Raw genomic sequence first — 20,820 nt, forward strand, 5'->3', positions numbered from 1 at the left:
AACATGCCCACGGCCTTGTGGTTCTGCGAGAATATCGGAAATTCGGCTCTGCCCTATGCGCTGCTCGCCATGCCGATCGGCGGCGCCTATCTCTATGGGCAGAAGAAAACGCGTATCGCCTGGATTTTGATCGGCGTCTGGGTCGTCGCGCAGGTCATCATCTCCGGCCTGACCAACGCCAATTGCGTCGGCTGACGCGACCGAGCCGAAAATAAGACGCCGGCGCTCATCGCGAGACGAGCCGCCGGCGTTTCTCGTCAGAGAACGTGGACCTGCGTGCCGACCTTCACGCGGCTATAGAGGTCGCTGACGTCGCCGTTCAGCATGCGGATGCAGCCGGAAGAGACGCCATGGCCGATCGTCCAGGGCTCGTTCGAGCCATGGATGCGGAACATGGTGTCGCGGCCGCCCGAATAGAGATACATGGCGCGCGCGCCGAGCGGATTATTGGCTCCGCCGCTCATATGGCGCGGCAGATCTGGGCGGCGGTGCAGCATGGCGGAAGGCGGCGTCCAAGCCGGCCAGGCCTCCTTGCGGCCGATATGCGTATGGCCGCGCCAGGTGAAGCCCGGACGGCCGACGCCGACGCCATAGCGCATCGCCTGGCCATCGTTCATCGACAGATAGAGAACGCGATTCTGCGTGTCGACGGTGACCGTTCCCGGCCGCTGGCGGGTCGGATCGGCGACGACCGAGCGCGTCGAGGAATATTCGCCGGAGAGCTGGCCCTCGGAAGAGGACGGGGCGCTAGCCGCCGCCGAGCGTCCGCTGAATAGAAAGGCGAACGGGTTTTCGAAAGCCTGCGCGGCGGGCGCAGCGCAGCCGAAGCCCAGCGCGAGTGCGACAGAAAGAGACGAACGACGAAAATACATGATGGATACTCCCTTCGAGGCCCTCGGGCCTTTCGAGCGGGAGAAAAATGCGCCGCCGGCGCGCCTGTTCCCTCGAGGCCGCTTCGCCAGCGCGCTTCATTCGAGACGAATTGAATGCGGAATTGACGGTTTCCGCGCGTTTTGAGCGAACCGTCCCGCTCAGCGCGTCTCGGCGGCGGAGGGGGCGACGGCGGGCTCCGGGGTCGAAGCCTGCGCAGGCGTCGGCGCGGAGACCGGCGTGACCTTGGCGCCGCCTCGCGGCCAGGAGAAATCATCGGCGCGGCCGGGCTGGCTCGGCTGCTCGCCGCCCTCGACGAAAATATGATCGACGAGCGCGCGCGCCGCGGCGGCTTGGGCCTCTCCCGTCGTGGAGGGGGATTTCACGCGCCGCGCCAGCTCGCCGTCCGCCGCGACGGCGGCGCTCGTCAGCGACTGCGTCTGGCCGATCGCCGGCCGATCCGCCGGCAGAGTGGGCGCGACCGCGGGAGCCGGGCCGCTCGGCGCGATGATCTGGACCGGCGGGGCGACGACGGCGGCCTCTGCGGGCGGCGTTTCCTCGGCCGGGGGCAGGGCGGCTTCCGCCGGCGCGGCGTCGGGCGTCGGATGGCGCGCGTCGAAGAGCCGCTTGATCTCGCCCTCGACGAAATGGGCGAGCTTTCGCGCGCCGACATCGGTGAAATGGACGCCGTCCGCCGACCGCAGCTTGACGATGCGCCCGTTTATATCCGGGCCGAAGGCCTGGTATTGGTTGCGCTCATCGGCGAAGGCCTCCCAAATATCGATGAAAGCCGCGCTGTCCTGCGCCGCCGCCTGGCGGTAGATGTCGTTGAGCTTCGCCATATCGGCGGCGAAATGCTCGCTCTTGGTGACGGGCAGAGAGACCCAAACCAGCGGAATCTTCTTCTCGCGAAACGCCGCGCGCACAGTCTCCACCCGTTGGGCGTAGCGCTCGCGCCAGCGCGGCGACAAGGTCTCGATCGTCTCCGCGCCCTCGTGAATGGCCTGACGATCATTGGAGCCGATCATGATGACGGCCATGTCGATCTTGTCGCCGCCGGCGAGCAGCTCGCGCGCGGCCTTCGGCCAATCGAAATAATCCTCGCGCACCAGGCCCGTGCTGTCCTTCGCCCGGTGCAGGATGCGAATGTCGGCGCGGTCCGAATAGGCCTCGTCCAAGCCGTCGGCCAGCATTTGGCCCAGGCTGTCGCCGATCACCGCCACCTGGAAGGGCGGCGGGGCGTTGGGGTCCTCGGGCTTTTGCGTCTTGTCCTTCTTGGCCGCCTTGCTCTGGCCGTGCCAATAGGCGGGCGCGCTATATTCGCGATGCGGCACCAGCCGGCGCATGCGGCCGGTCTCGCGCGCAGCCGGGCGGGCCTCCGAATGGGCGCGTGGGCGGCCGCCGAACAGCCCTTGAAAGAAATCCCCGACCGGGTCCTGCGCCCGCGCGCTGTCCACACCGCTAAAGAGCAGCGCGAGGAAAAGAATCGCGAAAAGGCCGAGGGTGCGGGAGAGGCTGCGCATATCGCCAATATAGCGCGGCCCCGGCGTCAAAGCGATCCGGCGCCGCGCTGAGACGCGCGGGGCGGATCGCTTCGCCGTTAGCGGCTGCGCTCGCGCTATTATCGTAAATGCGCGGGCGCTTGCGGATTATGCGCCGGATCGGTGTCGTGCTTGGAAAGCTTCTCCACGACGCCGCCGCCGACGAAGGGCGTGAGATCGGCTTCGAGCGCGTCCGCAGCGGCCTTCGGATAGACCTCCTCGCCTTCGACATAAAGGGAGAAGGATTTGACGTGCTTGGCTTTCTTGACCGGGTCTTCGATCGTCGCCTTGGTCCATTTGTAGAGCGGAAAATGTTCGACGCCCTGTTTCTCCGCCTCGGCGACATAATGGGCGAAAGCGTCGAATTGATTGCTCAGCGCGGCGTGATGCTTGGCCAAAATCGCGGCGATCGGCGCGAGAGCGGCGTTCTGCGGATCGGTGCGGGCGAGCTCGGCGTAGTCGTCGCTGATGTTCAGCCGGATCTGATAGCGCAATTCTTCGCTCATCTTGATGCTCCTGATGTCGGGACGCCCGGACGCCGCGCCGTCTTGGCCGTCGATCGTCGCGGCGCGCGCCGGCTCGGTCCGCGCCGCTTCGGCGAGCCCGAGCAGCGCCATTGCGGCGAAGAGCGTGCGAATTGCGCTCGGCACGTGGCGTTTCTCCGTGACGTCGTCCCATTATCCTAGTGAATAAGTAGGTTACGTCAACGCCCGTCGGCTTTCGCCGAACCGCCGCTTGACGCGACGCCTCACGCTCCGGCATCAATCCGCATCCGGGCTTTTTCGGAGCGGGCGCATGTTCAAGCAAACGACCCTCGTCGGCGCCGTCCTGGTGCTCCTGTCGCTTTTCGCGCCGATCGGCGTCATGGCGGACCCGGAGCGGAGCGCGGCGATCGATCCGGCGGAGGCGCGTGGCGCCGGCGGCTTCGACTTCTATGTGCTGACGCTCTCCTGGTCGCCAGCCTTCTGCGAGAGCGGCGGCGGCCGCGAGTATCGCGCGCAATGCGAGCCCGGCCTCGGCAAAGGCTTCGTCACTCATGGCCTGTGGCCGCAATATGAGCATGGCTTTCCGAGCGATTGCGACGGCGCCGCGACGCCCTCGCGCATGGCGCTAGAGCATGTCGCCGGCGTCTACCCCGATGAAGGCCTGGCGCGGCACGAATGGCGCAAGCATGGCCGTTGCTCGGGCAAGAGCCCGACCGATTATTTCCTCGACGTGCGCCGCGCGACGCAGAGCGTGACCATACCGGCGCCGCTCGAGCGGCCGCGGCAGGCGCAGAGCTTTGCGCCGCTCGATATTCAGCGCGCCTTCATCGCCGCCAATCCGCGGCTGCGGCCGGGCATGCTCGCCGTCACCTGCCGCAAGGGCGCGCTGCAGGATGTGCGCATCTGCTTCTCGCGCGATCTGCGCGAGTTCCGTCCCTGTCCCGAGATCGCGCGCGGCGCTTGCCGCTCCGGCGAAATCTCCGTGCCGGCGCCCTTGTAGACGATGAATTATCGCCATGGGTTTCATGCCGGCAATTTCGCCGATGTGCTCAAGCATGCGCTGCTGGCGCGGCTTCTCCTCTATCTCACGCGCAAGGAGACGCCGTTTCGCGTCATCGACACGCATGCGGGGGAGGGCGCCTATGATCTTTCCGCCGATGCGGCCGAGCGCACGGGCGAGTGGCGCGGCGGCATAGGCCGGCTCGCTGATCTCTCCGGCGCCGATGCGCGGCTGCGCGATCTGCTCGCGCCCTATCTCGATATCGTCGGCCCGCTCGGCGCCGAGGGGCGGCCGGCGCTCTATCCCGGCTCGCCGCTGATCGCGATGCGCTTCATGCGCCCGCAGGATCGCGCCGTCTTCTGCGAATTGCGGCCGGACGCTTTCGACGCGCTGCAGACGCGCTTTGCGCGCGACAAGCGCGTGAAGGCCATTCATCTCGACGGCTATGTCGGTCTCTCCGCCTTCGTGCCGCCGAAGGAGCGGCGCGGGCTCGTGCTCATCGATCCGCCCTTCGAGCAGCGCGACGAGACCGAGCGCATGCTGAAGACCTTTCTCGACGCGCATCGCAAATGGCCGACGGGGATTTATGCGCTGTGGCGGCCGATCAAGGATGCGGCGGAGCAGCGCTGGCTGATCGGCGCCTTGCGCTCCAGCGGCGTGAAGAAGATTTTGCGTCTCGATCTGTGCGTCGGCGGCGCCGAGGCGGACACCAAGCTGCGCAGCACCGGCCTTCTCGTCGTCAATCCGCCCTTCACTTTCGAGGAGGAGGCGCGGGCGATCTCGGCCTTTCTCGCGGAGCGCCTGGCGCAGGGGCCGGGCGCCGGATGCGAGATCGAATGGGTGAGCGGGGAGTGACGCGGCAAGAGCGAGCCGCTTCATGAAACGTTACGGGCCAAAAGCGATATTTTCTGCGCGCCTATCTTGGGTATGACGGAATCATGCCGCGTGCCTCGGAATGTGTGATGACGCGGTCGAAATTTCTCGATCTGCTGTCGCGGAGTGTTTCATCTCCGCAAAATAGGATGGCTATCCAATCGTCATGGGCATTCAGCGACGGGCGTTGCGAATGAGTCTTAGTAAAACATGCGGCCCTGAGCGGGTAGCCTTCCGGCTGGCCAGGACGGAACGGTTCGTTCGGATGCTTATACTCGACGTGCAGAGCCAAGGTATGGCCGAGAGTATTTCGAAAAAAGAAGATGGCATCCGATTCCAAAGATCTGCTCCCGGCGATGCGACATGTGCAACGGTCGTCCTTTCCGCAATGATAGTTGGCCCAGAATGGCTGTATCGTCGGCTTTTTGCGCCACCGAACCGCGCGCTGCTCGTCGATTAAAACGGGAGCGCCTGCGTAATGCGCTTGCGCTCGCGTTCCTCGGATGAGCCAATCGCGAACGGTGATCGAATTGAAGACCGCATCTGCGATCGCATCGAGAAATGGCTGCGCCTTTTCCGAATATGCCGCCATGTCTCATCTCATGAGAGAAGTCTGTCGAACTCATTCACTCCCCTGGAACCTCGCGCACGGCGCCGCGCGCGGCGCTGGTCGTCATCGCCGCATAGGCGCGCAGAGCCTTCGAGACCTTGCGGGCGCGCTTGGCCGGCTTCCAGCCGTCCTTGCCGCGCGCGTCTTCCGCCGCGCGGCGCTTCGCCAGCTCGTCTTCGGAAACGGCGAGGCGGATGGAGCGCGCCGGAATGTCGATCTCGATCTTGTCGCCTTCCTTCACCAGGCCGATGAGGCCGCCCTCGGCCGCCTCCGGCGAGACATGGCCGATGGAGAGGCCCGATGTGCCGCCGGAGAAACGCCCGTCGGTGATGAGCGCGCAGGCTTTGCCGAGGCCCTTGGATTTCAGATAGCTCGTCGGATAGAGCATCTCCTGCATGCCGGGGCCGCCGCGCGGACCTTCATAACGGATCACCACTACATCGCCGGCGACGATCTTGCCATTCAATATCGCATCGACCGCGGCGTCCTGGCTCTCGAAGACGCGCGCCGGGCCGGCGAATTTCAGGATGGAATCGTCGACGCCCGCCGTCTTCACGATGCAGCCGTCGAGCGCCAGATTGCCGGTGAGAACCGCGAGACCGCCATCCTTGGAGAAGGCGTGGGCGGCGTCGCGCACGGCGCCTTTCTCGCGGTCGAGATCGAGCGCGTCGAAGCGGCGGCTCTGGCTGAAGGCCACTTGCGTCGGCACGCCGCCCGGCGCGGCGCGGTAGAAAGTCGCGACGCTCTCGCTATTAGAGACGCGCACGTCCCAACGCGCGAGCGCCTCGCCGAGCGTCGTCGCATGCACGGTCGGCAGATCGGTATGCAGCAGGCCGGCGCGCGCCAGCTCGCCGAGAATGGCGTAAATGCCGCCGGCGCGATGCACATCCTCGAGGTGAATGTCCGGCACGCTGGGCGCGACCTTGCACAGGACCGGCACGCGCCGCGACAGGCGGTCGATGTCCGCCATCGTAAAGGGGACTTCCGCCTCATAGGCGGCGGCGAGAATATGCAGCACCGTATTGGTGGAGCCGCCCATGGCGATGTCGAGCGTCATGGCGTTCTCGAAAGCTTCGAACTTTGCGATGGAGCGCGGCAGAACGCTGGCGTCATCTTGCTCGTACCAGCGGCGGGCGAGATCGACGATGAGATGGCCGGCCTCGACGAAGAGGCGCTCGCGATCGGAATGGGTCGCCAGCACAGTGCCATTGCCGGGCAGAGCGAGGCCGAGCGCCTCGGCGAGGCAATTCATCGAATTGGCCGTGAACATGCCGGAGCAGGAGCCGCAAGTGGGGCAGGCCGACCGCTCTATGACGGCGACGTCGGCGTCGCTCACTTTGTCGTCGCCGGCCGCGACCATGGCGTCGACGAGATCGAGCGCGTGGCTTTCGCCATGCAGCGTGACCTTGCCGGCCTCCATCGGCCCGCCGGAGACGAAGATGGTGGGGATGTTCAGCCGCAGCGCGGCCATCAGCATGCCGGGGGTGATCTTGTCGCAATTGGAGATGCAGACGAGAGCGTCGGCGCAATGGGCGTTGCACATATATTCGACGCTGTCGGCGATGATCTCGCGCGAGGGCAGGGAATAGAGCATTCCGTCATGGCCCATGGCGATGCCGTCATCGACCGCGATCGTGTCGAACTCCTTGGCGACGCCGCCGGCCTTCTCGATCTCGCGCGCGACGAGCTGGCCCAAGTCCTTCAGATGTACATGGCCGGGCACGAATTGCGTGAAGGAATTGGCGACGGCGATGATCGGCTTGCCGAAATCATCATCCTTCATGCCGGTGGCGCGCCACAGGCCGCGCGCGCCCGCCATATTGCGTCCATGAGTGGTGGTGCGGGAGCGGAACGGCGGCATGGGCGGCTCTCTTCTTCTTTCAAAAAGCGTGTCGCAGATGCACTATCCCAAGGAGCCAGGCCCCGCAACCGGGCGAAGCCGGCGGAGCGTGAGCGTCGGCCTCGCTGTTCTTCGAAAGGAAGCCCATGGCGCGCGCATTGATCGTCGGCGCCGGCGTGGTCGGGCTCGCGGTCGCCCGCAGCCTCGCGTCGCAGGGCCATGAGGTCATTGTCGCCGAGGCCGGCCCCGTCATCGGCGGCGGCGTCTCCTCCCGCAATAGCGGGGTGATCCACGCCGGGCTCTATTATCCGACCGGCAGCCTGCGCCATCGGCTCTGCGTCGAAGGGCGGCGCGCGCTCTATGCTTTCGCGCAGAGCCATGGCGTCGCGCATCGCCGGCTCGGCAAGCTGATCGTCGCGACGGAGCCGGGCGAGGAGGAAAAGCTCGACGCTCTGCTGGCGAATGGGCGCGCCAATGGCGTCGAAGGCCTCGCCGCCTGTAGCGCTGCCGAGGCGCGACGGCTGGAGCCGGCGCTCTCTTGCGCAGCGGCGCTGCTCAGCGCCGAGACCGGCGTCATAGACGCGCCCGGGCTGATGCTGGCGCTTCGCGGCGAGATCGAGGATCACGGCGGCGCGATCGCTCTGGCGACGCCGGTTCCGGGAGCCGAGCGGATCGGCGACCTCTGGCGCATTCGCTTCGGCGGCGTCGATGCGGGCGTGGTGGAGGCCGAGCTTCTCGTCGTGGCCGCGGGGCTGCGCGCTCAGGCGGTCGCCGCCGCCATAGCGGGCTTCGATCCGGCGGCTATACCGCCGCTCATCCTCGCCAAGGGCAGCTATTTTGCCTTTTCCGGCCGCGCGCCCTTCACGCGGCTGATCTATCCCGCTCCCATCGATGGCGGGCTCGGCGTCCATGTCACATTGGATCTCGCCGGCCGCATGCGTTTCGGACCGGATGTGGAATGGATCGACGCCGAAGATTATCGCGTCTCGGCCGCGCGCCGCGCCGATTTCGCGGCGCGCATTCGTCGCTATTGGCCGCGGCTGCCGGCCGAGAGGCTCGTTCCCGATTATGCCGGAATAAGGCCCAAGCTGACCGGGCCGGGCGCGCCCGTGGCGGATTTTCGCATTCTCGGCCCGGCCGATCACGGCCTCGCGGGGCTGGTCTGCCTGTTCGGCATAGAGAGCCCGGGACTCACCTCGGCGTTGGCGCTCGGCGATCATGTCGCCGCCTTGCTGGACTGAACGCATCTGTCTCGAAACAGAGCATATGCGCGACTTGCATTGACAGAAAATTAAGCTACATTACTTCCGAATATTTTCGGGGTTGACTAGTATGTGGTTGGATTTCTGCGACTCGCGGGACGTCGTGTGGTCCCGCAGATCGACTCGCAAGTCGAAACGAATTTCGCTCCATAATTTTTCTGCCGGATTTGCCGCCTTCGACATTTTCACTCTGATCGTCGCGGGCTTCGCATGCGTTGGGCTTCCCGGCGGATCGGCAGGGGCGTCGCCGCAGGAGTGGCAAATCTGGGCGATTTTCTTCGCCGCCTCCCTGCAGTTCGGATTGGCGCATATTTTCGAGGTCTATCGGACCTCGAGCGTGCTCGATCGCCGACATGTGCTGCGGCGCGCGACGCTTTCCTTTCTCGCCACTTTCGCCTTGATGATCTGCATCGCCGCGGCGACGAAATCGGCGGAGAGCTATTCGCGCCTCTGGTTCTTCTCTTGGGCCGGGTCGAGCACGGCGATCGCGGTCGCCGCGCGCGCCTTGATCTTGAGGCGCATCCGCGAGGCGCTGGCGGAAAGCGCCTTCGTCCATCGCGCGCTCTCGGTCGGCGTGCTCTGCGACCCGCTGCATCCGCGCGAGATCGAGGGTGAGACCCGCAATGAGGAGGTCGTGGTCGGCTACGCCAAATACGCCGATCTCGCCGAGCTCGCGGATTTGTCGGATCGCATCGTCCAGGACGAGATCGACCATGTCTATCTCGCAGCGCCCTGGGCCGAGATACCGAATGTTCTGCGCAATCTCGACATGCTGCGGCATCTCTCCACGCGCGTGTTCGTCCTGCCTGCGGATCGGCGCGTGCTGGCGGATGTCGTCGGCGTCGCGAAATTCGGCGACCGCATCTCCTTTTGTGGAATTGAGGAGCCGATTCACGGCTGGAGCCTCTGGTTCAAGCGCCTCGAGGACATTGCTCTCGCCTCATGCGCTCTCATTCTGCTGGCGCCGCTGATGGCGGCGACCGCGCTGGCGATCAGGATCGACTCCCCTGGTCCGATCTTCTTTCGACAGCAGCGCGTCGGCTTCAACGGCCGCATTTTCGAATTGTGGAAATTTCGTTCCATGTTCGCCGAGAAGACCGATGCGCACGCCACCGTTCAGACCAGTCGCGGCGATCCGCGCGTGACGCGCATAGGGCGTCTCATCCGGCGCTCGAGCATCGACGAGCTGCCACAATTGATCAATGTGATCCTCGGGGATATGTCGATCGTCGGCCCGCGTCCGCATGCGCTGGCCACCAAGACCGACGGGCGCAATCTCGAGGAGCTGGTCGAATATTACGCCGTGCGCCACAGGGTGAAGCCGGGCATGACCGGCTGGGCGCAAGTCGAAGGGTTCCGCGGCGAGCTGGACACGCTGGATAAGCTGCGCAACCGCGTGGACTGCGACCTCTATTACATCGACAATTGGACGCTTCTACTCGACGTCGGCATCATATTCCGCACCATGATGATGGTGCTGCGCGATTCGCGCGCTTATTGAGAGAGGCGGCGCGGCGTCTGATCGCCGAGCCTAGGGCTGCTGCGACGAGGGCCGCGCCACGGCCGGCCCTCGGAAAATTCCGCGCGCTTCGTTAATTCGCTGCGCTTCCCTCACCACTCCCGATTTGCGTCATTGATGATGACGACGCCGATCGCCTTATCGGCGTCCATGCCGCTCGACAGCCTGTGCGGGCCGAGATGGTCCTTGCTGTCGGGGTATCGATTGAGCATCACCAGCTCGATCATGGGCGCGCCGCAGTCATAGAGGCTGTCGTCCTCGCCATGGACCAAGACGCGCGCGGCCGCGGGCAGTTTCTGCAAGGCCTCGATCAGCTCGCCGACCGTCTTGGGGCGCTCGCGGGTGAATTTCGGTTCCTCGGCCAAGTCGATCTCCTCTTACGCATCAGCCCTCGCCTGCGGCGCAGGGTCGTCCATGCAGAGACGCCCATGCAAGAAACGGCGCGCAGGGCCGGCCGGGCTTCATCCCGCCGCCGGCGCAAAAAAAAGCCGCCCCGCGATGGGGCGGCTCGAAAAAGGCTCAGGAGAAGGTCGAGAGGAGGAATTCCACACTCTGCCGCTGTGGCTGGTCTGAGAGACCGGGGCCGGTGAGCGACCTGCTCACAATGGCCCGCGCCGGATCGCGGCGATGTGCGTGAACGCACGGGCCGGCGGCGCGGCGGCGTGGCCATGCCCGCATATTGAAGCATGGGCGCACGGCGATATCTGAGGTTTCGGCGCTTTGCCGAACTCCAGCCGGACGTCGCAAATGACAGCGCTGTTTTCGCTCGAACGGCTCTTGACGAGAACCATCGCAGCGGGCTCGCTGACGCTCGTCGGGCCGGACGCCGGCGTGCGCCGCTTCGGGCGCGGCGCGCCGGAGGTGACGGTCGAGATCAAGGATCGCAATCTCGCGCAAAAGCTGGCGCTAGCGCCCGATATCGCTCTCGGCGAAGCCTATATGGACGGCTCCTTCGTCATAGGGAGCGGCGATATTTACGACTTCTTCGACTTGTGCTTCGCCAATTTCGGCCGAGGCTACGGCCATTGGCTGTGGCGCGCCGGCGCCATGGCGCGAGGCATGCAGAAGCGCCTCGCGCAAAGCAATTCGCTGAACGCCGCGCCGGACGAGATTCGCGCGCATTACGATCTCTGCGACGAGCTCTATGCGCTGTTTCTCGATTCCGGGCGTCAATATTCCTGCGCCAATTATCTGACGCGGGAGGACGCGCTCGAGCAGGCGCAGGAGCAGAAGCTCGCCCATCTCGCCGCCAAGCTGCTGCTGCGGCGCGGCCAGCGCGTGCTCGATATCGGATGCGGCTGGGGCGGGCTCGCGCTCTATCTGGCGCGCGTCGCCGATGTCGAGGTGACGGGCCTCACCCTCTCGCAGGCGCAATGCGACTATGCGCAAAAACGCGCGCGCGAGACGGGCCTCGACAATCGCGTTCGGTTCGCCGTGCAGGACTATCGCGAGGAGACCGAACATTATGACCGGATCATATCGGTCGGCATGTTCGAGCATGTCGGATATGACCGTTATTGCGAATATTTCGAGAAGCTGCGCGCGCTTCTCGTCGAGGACGGCGTCGCGCTGGTCGACACCACCGGCAGCGCCGCCGGGCCGGGCGCCGGCAGCCCATGGATCGAGAAATATATTTTTCCCGGCGGCCAAGTCCCCGCTCTTTCGGAGATCAGCTCGGCGATCGAGCGCGCCGGCCTCTATGCGACCGACGTCGAGATTCTTCGGCTCCATTATGCCGACACGCTGCGCATGTGGCGACGACGCTTCAAGGACAATTGGTCGCGCTTAGCGGAGACCTACGACGATCGCTTCTGCCGCATGTGGGAGTTCTATCTCGCGAGCTGCGAGGCGGGGTTCCGGCATTCCGGGCTCGTCGACTTCCACATTCAGCTGGCGAGGCGCATCGACGCCGTGCCGCTCACCCGCGACTTTCTGTATCGCACGAGCATATGAGGAGACAGTCATGGCGTCCGGCGAGGAGACCAGCCAGGTTCGCGAAGCTGTCGGCGTGTTCGACACGGCCGACGCGCTTCAGGAGGCGATCGACGAATTGCAGACATCGGGCTTCGATCGCGCCGACATCAGCCTGATGGCCGGCGAGCAGACGGTCGACGCGACGCTCGGCCACGCCTATAGGAAGGCGACGGATGTGGCGGACGACGCCGATGTTCCGCGCGGCGCCTATATCTCGCCCGAGTCGATCGGCGAGGCGCAAGGCGCGCTGGTCGGCGGCCTCGGCTATATCGGCGCCATAGGCGCGGCGGGGCTGATATTCGCGAGCGGCGGAACCATGGCGGCCGCGCTCGCAGCGGCGGCCATCGCCGGCGGCGGCGGTGGGCTGGTCGGAGCGCTCTTCGCCAAGCTGATCGGCGAGCATCACGCGCAATATCTGCAAGAGCAGCTGGATCGCGGCGGCATATTGCTATGGGTGCGCACGCGCGACGCCGCGCATGAGAAAAGCGCCGTCGACATTCTCAACAAGCACTCGGGCCGCGACGTCCATGTGCATGGCGTGCCAGACGCGCCTTTGTGAGCGGCGCGTGGTCGTCCTCTTCTCGGCGGCGAATGAGACAATTCGCCGCCGAGCCGTATTTCGAAAATCAGCGCGACTCAGCAGACGACGACGCCGTTGCGCTCAGCTGCAGCCTGTGGTGCTGCCGCAGGTCTCGCATTTCAGGCATGTCCCATTGCGCACGAGCGTGAAATTCGCGCATTCGGGGCAGGCTTCGCCGACATAGCCTTTCATCCGCGCTTCGGCGCGCTTGTCGGCGACGCTCTCCACCGGGCGCGTCGGCGCGGTCCAGCCGAGCTCGGACAAAGGCTGCTCCGCCTCTTCCGTGACATTCTCGCGCAGCGCCGTCGCGCCGCCGCGCACCAGCATCAGCCGATCCGTCTTGGAGCGCAGCAGTCCTTTCGAGACGACCGACGATGCGCTCTCTGGCGCCTTGCCCTCATGCTCGCCCTTGCCGAGCACGTCATGGCCGATATCCTCCGGCGACACATGGGCGAGGTCGTTGCGCCCGAGATAGGAGATCGCCAGCTCGCGGAACACATAGTCCAGAATGGACGTTGCGTTCTTGATCGCGTCATTGCCCTGCACGAAGCCCGCGGGCTCGAAGCGCGTGAAGGTGAAGGCGTCGACATATTCCTCGAGCGGCACGCCATATTGCAGGCCGAGCGAGATGGCGATGGCGAAATTATTCATCAAGCTGCGGAAGGCGGCGCCTTCCTTGTGCATGTCGATGAAGATCTCGCCGAGGCGCCCGTCCACATATTCGCCCGTGCGCAGATAGACCTTATGGCCGCCGACGGCCGCCTTCTGCGTGTAGCCCTTGCGCCGATCCGGCAGCTTCTCGCGCTCGCGCACCACTTGATGCACCACGCGCTCGACGATGCGTTCGGCGATCGCCGCCGCGCGCGCCGGCGCATTGGCGGAGAGGATCTCCTCGGCGACTTCCTCCGCCTCGTCGTCCGCGTCGGAGACGAGCTGCGAGGAGAGCGGCTGCGACAGCTTGGAGCCGTCGCGATAGAGGGCGTTGGCCTTCAGCGCCAGCTTCCAGGACAGGAGATAGGCCGCCTCGCAATCCTCGACGGTCGCATCATTGGGCATGTTGATCGTCTTGGAGATCGCGCCCGAGATGAAGGGCTGCGCCGCCGCCATCATGCGAATGTGGCTCTCCACCGAGAGATAGCGCTTGCCGGTGCGCCCGCAGGGATTGGCGCAATCGAACACGGGATAGTGCTCCGCCTTCAAATGCGGCGCGCCTTCCAGAGTCATCGCGCCGCAAATGTGGACATTGGCGGCCTCGATGTCCTGGCGCGAGAAGCCGAGATGGGTGAGCAGATCGAAGCTCGCATCCTCGAGCGCGGCCGGCGGAACCTTCAGCGCGCCAGTGAGGAAATCCGCGCCGAGCGTCCATTTGTTGAAGACGAATTTGATGTCGAAGGCGGAGGCGAGCGCCTTTTCCACCGTCTCGATCTTCTCGTCGGTGAAGCCGCGCGCGCGCAGCGAGGTCGTGTTGATCGCTGGGGCGTTGGAGAGCGAGGCGTGGCCGACAGCGTAAGCCTCGATCTCGGCGATTTCCGCTTCCCGATAGCCGAGAGCGCGCAAGGCTTCCGGCGCGGCGCGATTGACGATCTTCAAATAGCCGCCGCCGGCGAGCTTCTTGAATTTCACCAGAGCGAAATCCGGCTCTATGCCGGTGGTGTCGCAATCCATGACGAGGCCGATCGTGCCGGTCGGCGCGACGACGGAGACTTGCGCATTGCGATAGCCATGCTCCTCGCCGAGCGCGAGCGCCTCGTCCCAGGCGCGGGTCGCGCGGGCGATGAGCGCCGCATCGGGGCAGGCGGCGTGGTCGAGCGGCACGGGCGCGGTCGCGAGTCCTTCATAGCCGGCGCGCTGGCCATGGGCGGCGCGGCGGTGATTGCGAATGACGCGCAGCATGGCTTCGCGATTGGCCTCGAAGCCCGAGAAGGGGCCGCGCTCCTTGGCCATTTCCGCCGAGGCGCGATAGGCGACGCCGGTCATGATCGCGGAAAGCGCGCCGCAGATCGCGCGGCCGGCCTCACTGTCATAGGCGATGCCGGAGGACATCAGCAGGCCGCCGACATTGGCGTAGCCGAGGCCGAGCGTGCGATATTCGTAAGACAGCTGCGCGATCTCTCGCGAAGGGAATTGCGCCATCAGCACCGAGATTTCCAGCACGACGGTCCATAGCCGCACGGCGTGCTCATAAGAGTCGACGTCGATACGCTTCGTCTGCGGATCGCGGAACTGCAGCAGGTTCAGCGAGGCGAGATTGCAGGCGGTGTCGTCGAGGAACATATATTCCGAGCACGGATTGGAGGCGCGTATGGCGCCGCCGGCCGGGCAGGTGTGCCAGTCGTTGATCGTCGTGTGGAACTGAATGCCGGGATCGGCCGAGGCCCAGGCGGCATAGCCGATCTTCTCCCACAATTCGCGGGCTTTCAGCGTCTTGGACGGCTTGCCGTCGAGACGGCGCGTCAGCGTCCAATCGCCATCCGTCTCCACCGACTTCAGGAATTCGTCGGTGACGCGCACGGTGTTGTTGGAGTTTTGGCCGGAGACGGTGAGATAGGCCTCGCTGTCCCAATCGGTATCATAGGTGTCGAAGGAAATGTCCTTATAGCCCTGACGCGCGAATTGAATGACGCGCTTGATGTAATTGTCCGGCACCTCGGCGCGGCGCGCGGCTCTGATCTCGCGCTTCAATGCGGGGTTCTTCTCGGGGTCGAAGCAGTCGAAGCCCGGCCCCTCGCAATTGACGCAGGCGCGCAGCACGGCTTTCAGATGCTTCTTGACGATCTTGGAGCCGGCGACGAGCGAGGCGACCTTCTCCTCCTCCTTCACCTTCCAGTCGATGAAGGCCTCGATATCGGGATGGTCGACATCGACCACCACCATTTTCGCGGCGCGGCGCGTGGTGCCGCCGGATTTGATCGCGCCCGCCGCGCGGTCGCCGATCTTGAGGAAGGACATGAGGCCGGAGGAGGAGCCGCCGCCGGAGAGCTTCTCCTTCTCGCCGCGCAGCTTGGAGAAATTGGAGCCGGTGCCGGAGCCATATTTGAACAGGCGCGCCTCGCGCACCCAAAGGTCCATTATGCCGCCGTCATTGACGAGATCGTCCTCCACCGACTGGATGAAGCAGGCGTGCGGCTGCGGATGCTCATAGGCGGTCTTGGACTTGGTCAGCTTGCCGGTCTGGTAGTCGACATAGAAATGACCCTGGCTGGGGCCGTCAACGCCATAGGCCCAATGCAGGCCGGTGTTGAACCATTGCGGCGAATTGGGCGCCGCCATCTGGCGCGCCAGCATGTAGCGCAGCTCGTCCTGAAAGGCGGAGGCGTCCTCCTCCGTGTCGAAATAGCCGCCCTTCCAGCCCCAATAGGCCCAGGCGCCGGCGAGACGGTCGAACACCTCGCGCGCCGAGGTCTCGGAGGAATAGCGCTCCGCCTTGGGCAGAAGGGCGAGCGCCTCGGAGTCGGGAACAGAGCGCCACAGGAAGCTCGGAACCTCATGCTCCTCGACGCGCTTCAGCCGCGCCGGCACGCCGGCCTTGCGGAAATATTTCTGCGCCAGCACATCGACGGCGACCTGGCTCCAATCGGCAGGCGCGTCGATATTCTCGAGCGAGAACACCACCGAGCCGTCAGGATTGCGGATCTCGCTGCGCGCGGCGCGAAATTCGATATCCGCATAGGGAGACTGGCCGGTGGTCGTGTGGCGTCGCTCGATCTTCATCGTATTTCGATCCTCGAAAATTGCGCGCGGTGAATCGATCGCGGCCGATGAGTCGGTCGCGACAAGCTCGTTTTGGCAGGGACTCTACGTCGGCTGGAAACGCAGATACGGGGGTCGGGCCGCAGCGCGGCGGATAGCCGCGGCGACGAGGCGCAGCTTAGGCTGCCGAAAAGCGTCGCGCCGCCCGCTCGGGGCGCGCGAGAACCAGCTTTTTCGATCATCCGCCGCTGCGTCATTAGACCCCGGCACAGTGCGTCACTCTTCCATGGGCGTCAAGATGTAGTGTGAGGAATAAATAATCAGACAATATCTTGCAAAATTCCGTGGATAATGGGGAAAGCCGAGTCGCGCTCTGGACAACGGGCTCGACGTGAGCCGAGCTTTACGTAAGGGGGATCGGAGCGCGATTCTCGAGCAGGCCGGCGGGCGGCGCCTTATTCCTCGCCGAAAGCTTTGTCGCCTCTCCAGGAGCTTTGTCGGCATATGGCGGGATTTTCCGCCCGCCGAGATCGGGAGTCTTGACGCCGCAGGGCGCGGAGGAGTTAGTTGCGCGCCGGCGGCGCCGGGGCAATAGGCGCCTAAAAAGCCCTGCAGGAGGTAGTCATGTCATTCGTCGTCGCGCGCCGGGGTTTCCTGGCCGCCTTGTCGCTCGCGGCTCTGGCTTCGTCGGCCGCGCTCGCCCACGGCCCCTCGCGCCAGAAGGTGACGGAGACGATCGAGATCGCGGCTCCGGCCGAGAAGATCTGGGCCATCGTCGGCAATTTCCAGGATTTGAGCTGGCTGCCCCCCGTCGCCAAGACGGAAGGAACGGGCGACAACACGCCCGACAAGGCCACGCGCCATATCACGCTGAAGAATGGCGGCGAGATCGACGAGCTGCTCACCAAATATGACGCCAAGGACTTCTCGCTCGCCTATCGCATCGAGAAGGTGGATGTGAAGATCCTGCCGGTGAACAATTACTCCTCGACGATCACGATAAAGCCGCAGGGCGACAAGAGCGTCGTCGAATGGCGCGGCGCCTTCTACCGCGGCTTCCCGAACAACGATCCGCCGCCGGAGCTCTCCGACGAGGCCGCGCTGAAGGCGGTGGGCGATCTCTACAAGGCCGGCCTCGCCTCGCTGAAGGCCAAGGTCGAAGGCAAATGATCTCTGCATCCTGGGGCAGGGCGGCGCGCGCCGCCCTTCTCGGGCTCGCTCTCGCCTCGCCCGCGGGAGCGGACGAGGCTTTCGTCACCAATCAGGGCAGCGGCGATCTCACCATCGTCGATCTTTCGACCATGGCGCCCGTCGCGACTCTGGCGATCGGCGGCAAGCCGGCCGGCGTCGCCGTCTCGGCGGATGGGGCGCGCGCCTATGTGACGAGCCCGGAGGGCAAATATCTCTCCGTCGTCGACACGCGCGAGCGTCGCGTCCTGCGCAAGATTCCGCTGGAGGGCGGTCCGCTCGGCCTCGCCGTCGCGCCGGACGGCAAGCGCGTCTATGTCGCCGACATGTATGAGCAGCGGCTCTTTGCGGTCGATCCGGAAGCGGGCGTCGTCGCCACGGCGAAAGTCGGCGTCACGCCCTCCGGCGTCGCGGTGACGCCGGACGGCAAGACGATCCTCGTGGCGATTCGCGACGCCAATAAAATCGCCTTCGTCGATGCGGCGTCCTTCGAGAAGCTCGGCGAGCTCGATGTCGGCCGTCATCCCTTCGGCGTCACCATCGACGCCAAGGGCGAGCGCGCCTACACCGCCAATGTCGAATCGGATGATGTCAGCGTCGTCGATCTTTCGAGCCGGCGCGTCATCGCCACGGTGAAGGTCGGCAAGCGGCCCTATTGCGTGGCGCTGGCGCAGGGCAGGGGCTTCGTCACCGATCAATATGCCGAATCGGTCAGCGTCTTCGATCTCTCGACATTCGCGTCGGTGTCGCAGGTGAAGGTCGGCGAATATCCGGAAGGCATAGGGGCGAGCCGCGACGGCAAGACGATCTATGTCGCCAATTGGTTCACCAATGAGTTCTGGTCGATCGCCGCCGATAGCCTGAAGGTGATCGCCAAGGCCAAGACCGGCGACGGCCCGCGCGCCTTCGGCGCTTTTATCCGCGCGATGAATTGATGTGCTCCGGCCGGACGCCGAGGCCGATCAGCCGCGCCGGCAATTGCCGTAGCGCCGGGAAAATATCCAAAAGCCGCAAGGCCAGCGGCGGCTCGAAGGGCCGGTCCGCGGCGAGCACGTTACGGATCACGCGATTCTGAATGAAGAGCTGCAGCCGTTGCGTCATCCGCGCCGGAAGCTCGCGGCGCTTCTGCACGGCCCCGACATCCGCGTCGCGCAGCGTCCCCTCGCGCAGCTTTTCGGCGAGGAGATTGGCGGTCGCCACGGCGTCCTGAATCGCGAGATTGATGCCGACGCCGCCGATCGGCGACATCGCATGGGCCGCGTCGCCGATGCAGAGCAGGCCCGGCCGGCTCCAATTCTTCAGCCGATCGACCTGCACGGTCAGCAGATTCACATCCTCCCAATCCCGCAAATCCTCGACTCGATCCTCGAGAAAGGGAACGCTGTCGGCCAGGGCGCGGCGAAACTCGCCGATCGGCCGGCTCCTCAGCGCTAGCGCGCCGCCTTTTGGAATCACATAGCCGATCTGCCAATAGGAGCCGCGCTCGATCATCGCCACCATGCGGCCCGGCGCAACGCGGCCGAAGGTCTCGTCGGGGTCATCCGCCTTGCGCCGCAGCTCCAGCCACAGCACATCCATGGGCGCGCCGAAATCCTCGACCGCGAGGCCCGCCGATTCGCGCATTCGCGAGGTCCGCCCATCCGCGGCGATGGTGAGATCGGCTCTGATCTCGAGCGGCCCCTCCGGCCCCTCGGCGCGCAGGCCGACGATACGGCCACCCTCCTCGAGCAGGCTCTCTGCGGAAGTCTTCATCGACAGGCGGAAATTCGGCAGCTTCTTCGCCTCGCCGGCGATGAAGTCGAGAAAATCCCATTGCGGCATGAAGGCGACGAATTTGCACAAGGTCGGCAGGCCGCGGAAGTCGGCGACGACGAATTTACGGTCTCCCAAAACCGCGGAGAGCTGAAACGCCTTGCGATGGGGCAGTTTCAGAAAATCCTCGAGCAGGCCGAGCTCGAACATCAGCTGAAGCGTGGAGGGATGAATCGTGTCGCCGCGGAAATCGCGCAGGAAATCGGCGTGCTTCTCGAGGACGATCGTCTCGACGCCGGCGCGGGCGAGCAGAAAGCCCGCCATCAGCCCCGCCGGGCCGCCGCCGACCACGCAGCATCTCGTGGAGATCGTCTGCGTCATCGGCCGCTCCTGTGCGAATAGGCCGCGCGCGGCCGCTGCCGACCTTTATGGTCAGTTCAGCAGCGGTTTTCCATTCGCATCCTTCACATTGGCCGCCCAGCTCTTGCGAATCAGCGTCACCACGGAGGCTGGCATGGGCTCGAAATCCAGCTCCTCGGCCGCCGCGGCGCCCTTGGAGAAAGCCCAGTCGAAGAATTTCAGCGCTTCCAGCGCCGCGGCCGCATCCTGCGGCTGCTTCGGCAGCAGAATGAAGGTCGCCGCCGCGATCGGCCAGGAGCCCGCGCCCGGCTGCTCGGTCAGCAGATGGAAAAAGCCCGGCGCGCCGGCCCAATCGGCATTGGCGGCGGCGGCCTCGAAGCTCTCCTTGCCCGGCGCGACGATCTTGCCGTCGCGATTCACCAGGCTGACGGCGGCGAGCTTATTCTGCTTGGCGTAGGCGAATTCGACATAGCCGATCGCGCCTTTGGCGGTGGCGACATTATTGGCGACGCCCTCATTGCCCTTGGCGCCGAGGCCGAGCGGCCATTCCACAGCCACGTTCTCGCCCACCTTCGCCTTCCAATCGGCGGAGACGCGGGAGAGATAGTGGGTGAAGCAGAAAGTCGTGCCCGATCCGTCCGAGCGGTGCACGACGACGATCGACGTCGCCGGCAGAGCGATCTTCGGGTTCAGCGCGTGGATCGCCGGATCGTTCCAGAGCTTGATTTCGCCGATAAAAATGCGCGCGAGCGTGGTCCCGTCGAGGACCAGCTCATTGGAGCCGACCCCGTCCAGATTGACGACGGGGGTGATGCCGCCCACCACTTGCGGCCATTGGATGAGCCCGGCTGCGTCGAGCTCCTTGGCGCTCAGCGGCTGGTCCGAGGCGCCGAAAGTGACTGTCCGCGCCTTGATCTGGCGGATGCCGCCGCCCGAGCCGATCGATTGATAATTGACGCGATTGCCGGTTTCTTTCGAATAGCTCTGCGCCCATTTGGCGTAGATGGGCAGGGGAAAAGTCGCGCCGGCGCCGGAAATATCGAGGGCGCGCGCGCTCCCCACTGAAAGGATCGCCGCCAGAGCGGCGTGAAGAATGAGCCTCGAGGCTTTGGAAATCATGCGGCCGTCCCTTGGAATTTCGACGCGTGGCTCTTGTCCACGAGAGCTGGAAGCCAATGGTTTCAGCTCTCTGCGGCGCGCCTTGGCGGCGCGACGGCTGTCGTCTTTCTGTCACATGCCTCCTTTTCTACGACTTCGCGCCAAAAGCAAAGCCCAC

General features: G+C 65.2%; 18 protein-coding genes. 9 read left to right on the top strand and 9 right to left on the bottom strand.

All coding sequences use genetic code 11. The features are described from left to right. Positions 1-3: 3 nt before the first annotated feature. A complete protein-coding gene (locus METLW3_RS0109775) occupies positions 4-195 on the top strand; it encodes a hypothetical protein (protein WP_024879741.1) in 192 nt (63 codons plus the stop codon). A 62-nt stretch (positions 196-257) separates the two neighbouring features. Here METLW3_RS0109775 and METLW3_RS0109780 read toward each other — a convergent pair whose 3' ends face one another. From METLW3_RS0109780 to METLW3_RS0109795, 3 genes are all read right to left on the bottom strand, one after another. Further along, the gene (locus METLW3_RS0109780) at positions 258-872 is read right to left on the bottom strand and encodes a L,D-transpeptidase (protein ID WP_024879742.1); all 615 of its coding nucleotides are present in this window, start codon (positions 870-872) and stop codon (positions 258-260) included. 159 nt (positions 873-1,031) lie between these two features. Further along, on the bottom strand, positions 1,032-2,423 hold the full coding sequence (locus tag METLW3_RS0109790; protein WP_024879743.1) for an SGNH family hydrolase: 1,392 nt from the start codon (positions 2,421-2,423) through the stop codon (positions 1,032-1,034). A 68-nt stretch (positions 2,424-2,491) separates the two neighbouring features. Next, complete coding sequence (locus METLW3_RS0109795) at positions 2,492-3,061, bottom strand: hypothetical protein (RefSeq protein WP_348625814.1); 570 nt, start codon at positions 3,059-3,061, stop codon at positions 2,492-2,494. A 145-nt stretch (positions 3,062-3,206) separates the two neighbouring features. Here METLW3_RS0109795 and METLW3_RS0109800 point away from each other — a divergent pair, with 145 nt between their 5' ends. Continuing rightward, complete coding sequence (locus METLW3_RS0109800; protein WP_024879745.1) at positions 3,207-3,896, top strand: ribonuclease T2; 690 nt, start codon at positions 3,207-3,209, stop codon at positions 3,894-3,896. Positions 3,897-3,899: 3 nt separating this feature from the next. Further along, on the top strand, positions 3,900-4,751 hold the full coding sequence (rlmJ, locus tag METLW3_RS0109805) for a 23S rRNA (adenine(2030)-N(6))-methyltransferase RlmJ (RefSeq protein ID WP_024879746.1): 852 nt from the start codon (positions 3,900-3,902) through the stop codon (positions 4,749-4,751). Between the two features lie 61 nt (positions 4,752-4,812). Here the strand turns inward: rlmJ and METLW3_RS0109810 are convergent, their stop codons facing one another. Beyond that, on the bottom strand, positions 4,813-5,361 hold the full coding sequence (locus METLW3_RS0109810) for a hypothetical protein (protein ID WP_024879747.1): 549 nt from the start codon (positions 5,359-5,361) through the stop codon (positions 4,813-4,815). Positions 5,362-5,395: 34 nt separating this feature from the next. After that, on the bottom strand, positions 5,396-7,240 hold the full coding sequence (gene ilvD / locus METLW3_RS0109815; RefSeq protein ID WP_024879748.1) for a dihydroxy-acid dehydratase: 1,845 nt from the start codon (positions 7,238-7,240) through the stop codon (positions 5,396-5,398). A gap of 125 nt (positions 7,241-7,365) precedes the next feature. Here ilvD and METLW3_RS0109820 point away from each other — a divergent pair, with 125 nt between their 5' ends. Both METLW3_RS0109820 and METLW3_RS0109825 read left to right on the top strand, forming a co-directional pair. After that, entirely contained in the window at positions 7,366-8,460 is a 1,095-nt protein-coding gene (locus tag METLW3_RS0109820; protein ID WP_024879749.1) for an NAD(P)/FAD-dependent oxidoreductase, read from the top strand. A 124-nt stretch (positions 8,461-8,584) separates the two neighbouring features. After that, positions 8,585-9,982, top strand: coding sequence for an exopolysaccharide biosynthesis polyprenyl glycosylphosphotransferase (locus tag METLW3_RS0109825; protein WP_245267276.1), 1,398 nt, complete (start codon positions 8,585-8,587; stop codon positions 9,980-9,982). A gap of 110 nt (positions 9,983-10,092) precedes the next feature. On the opposite strand, the gene METLW3_RS0109830 is transcribed toward METLW3_RS0109825, so the two are convergent. Continuing rightward, the gene (locus METLW3_RS0109830; RefSeq protein ID WP_024879751.1) at positions 10,093-10,365 is read right to left on the bottom strand and encodes a hypothetical protein; all 273 of its coding nucleotides are present in this window, start codon (positions 10,363-10,365) and stop codon (positions 10,093-10,095) included. Between the two features lie 382 nt (positions 10,366-10,747). Here METLW3_RS0109830 and METLW3_RS0109835 point away from each other — a divergent pair, with 382 nt between their 5' ends. Both METLW3_RS0109835 and METLW3_RS0109840 read left to right on the top strand, forming a co-directional pair. Next, positions 10,748-11,953: a cyclopropane-fatty-acyl-phospholipid synthase family protein gene (locus METLW3_RS0109835; protein WP_024879752.1), complete on the top strand. Its 1,206-nt coding sequence runs from the start codon at positions 10,748-10,750 to the stop codon at positions 11,951-11,953. 10 nt (positions 11,954-11,963) lie between these two features. Further along, positions 11,964-12,533, top strand: a complete 570-nt coding sequence (locus METLW3_RS0109840) for a hypothetical protein (RefSeq protein WP_024879753.1) — start codon at positions 11,964-11,966, stop codon at positions 12,531-12,533. A gap of 102 nt (positions 12,534-12,635) precedes the next feature. On the opposite strand, the gene METLW3_RS0109845 is transcribed toward METLW3_RS0109840, so the two are convergent. Continuing rightward, on the bottom strand, positions 12,636-16,265 hold the full coding sequence (locus METLW3_RS0109845; protein ID WP_024879754.1) for a vitamin B12-dependent ribonucleotide reductase: 3,630 nt from the start codon (positions 16,263-16,265) through the stop codon (positions 12,636-12,638). Positions 16,266-16,868: 603 nt separating this feature from the next. On the opposite strand from METLW3_RS0109845, the gene METLW3_RS0109850 reads away from it, so the two are divergent. Together METLW3_RS0109850 and METLW3_RS0109855 are read left to right on the top strand one after the other, a co-directional pair. Further along, entirely contained in the window at positions 16,869-17,414 is a 546-nt protein-coding gene (locus tag METLW3_RS0109850) for an SRPBCC family protein (protein WP_024879755.1), read from the top strand. Next, positions 17,411-18,367 carry a hypothetical protein gene (locus METLW3_RS0109855; protein WP_024879756.1) on the top strand — a complete coding sequence of 319 codons (957 nt, stop codon included), beginning with the start codon at positions 17,411-17,413 and terminating at the stop codon, positions 18,365-18,367. Before METLW3_RS0109850 ends, METLW3_RS0109855 begins: the two co-directional genes overlap by 4 nt. Here METLW3_RS0109855 and METLW3_RS0109860 read toward each other — a convergent pair. After that, entirely contained in the window at positions 18,348-19,565 is a 1,218-nt protein-coding gene (locus tag METLW3_RS0109860) for an FAD-dependent oxidoreductase (protein ID WP_024879757.1), read from the bottom strand. The two genes, METLW3_RS0109855 and METLW3_RS0109860, sit on opposite strands and share 20 nt — an antisense overlap. 51 nt (positions 19,566-19,616) lie before the next feature. Further along, complete coding sequence (pstS, locus tag METLW3_RS0109865) at positions 19,617-20,663, bottom strand: phosphate ABC transporter substrate-binding protein PstS (protein ID WP_024879758.1); 1,047 nt, start codon at positions 20,661-20,663, stop codon at positions 19,617-19,619. Between the last annotated feature and the right edge of the window lie 157 nt (positions 20,664-20,820).

This window comes from Methylosinus sp. LW3 (assembly GCF_000527115.1).
In the GTDB taxonomy this organism is placed as follows: domain Bacteria; phylum Pseudomonadota; class Alphaproteobacteria; order Rhizobiales; family Beijerinckiaceae; genus Methylosinus.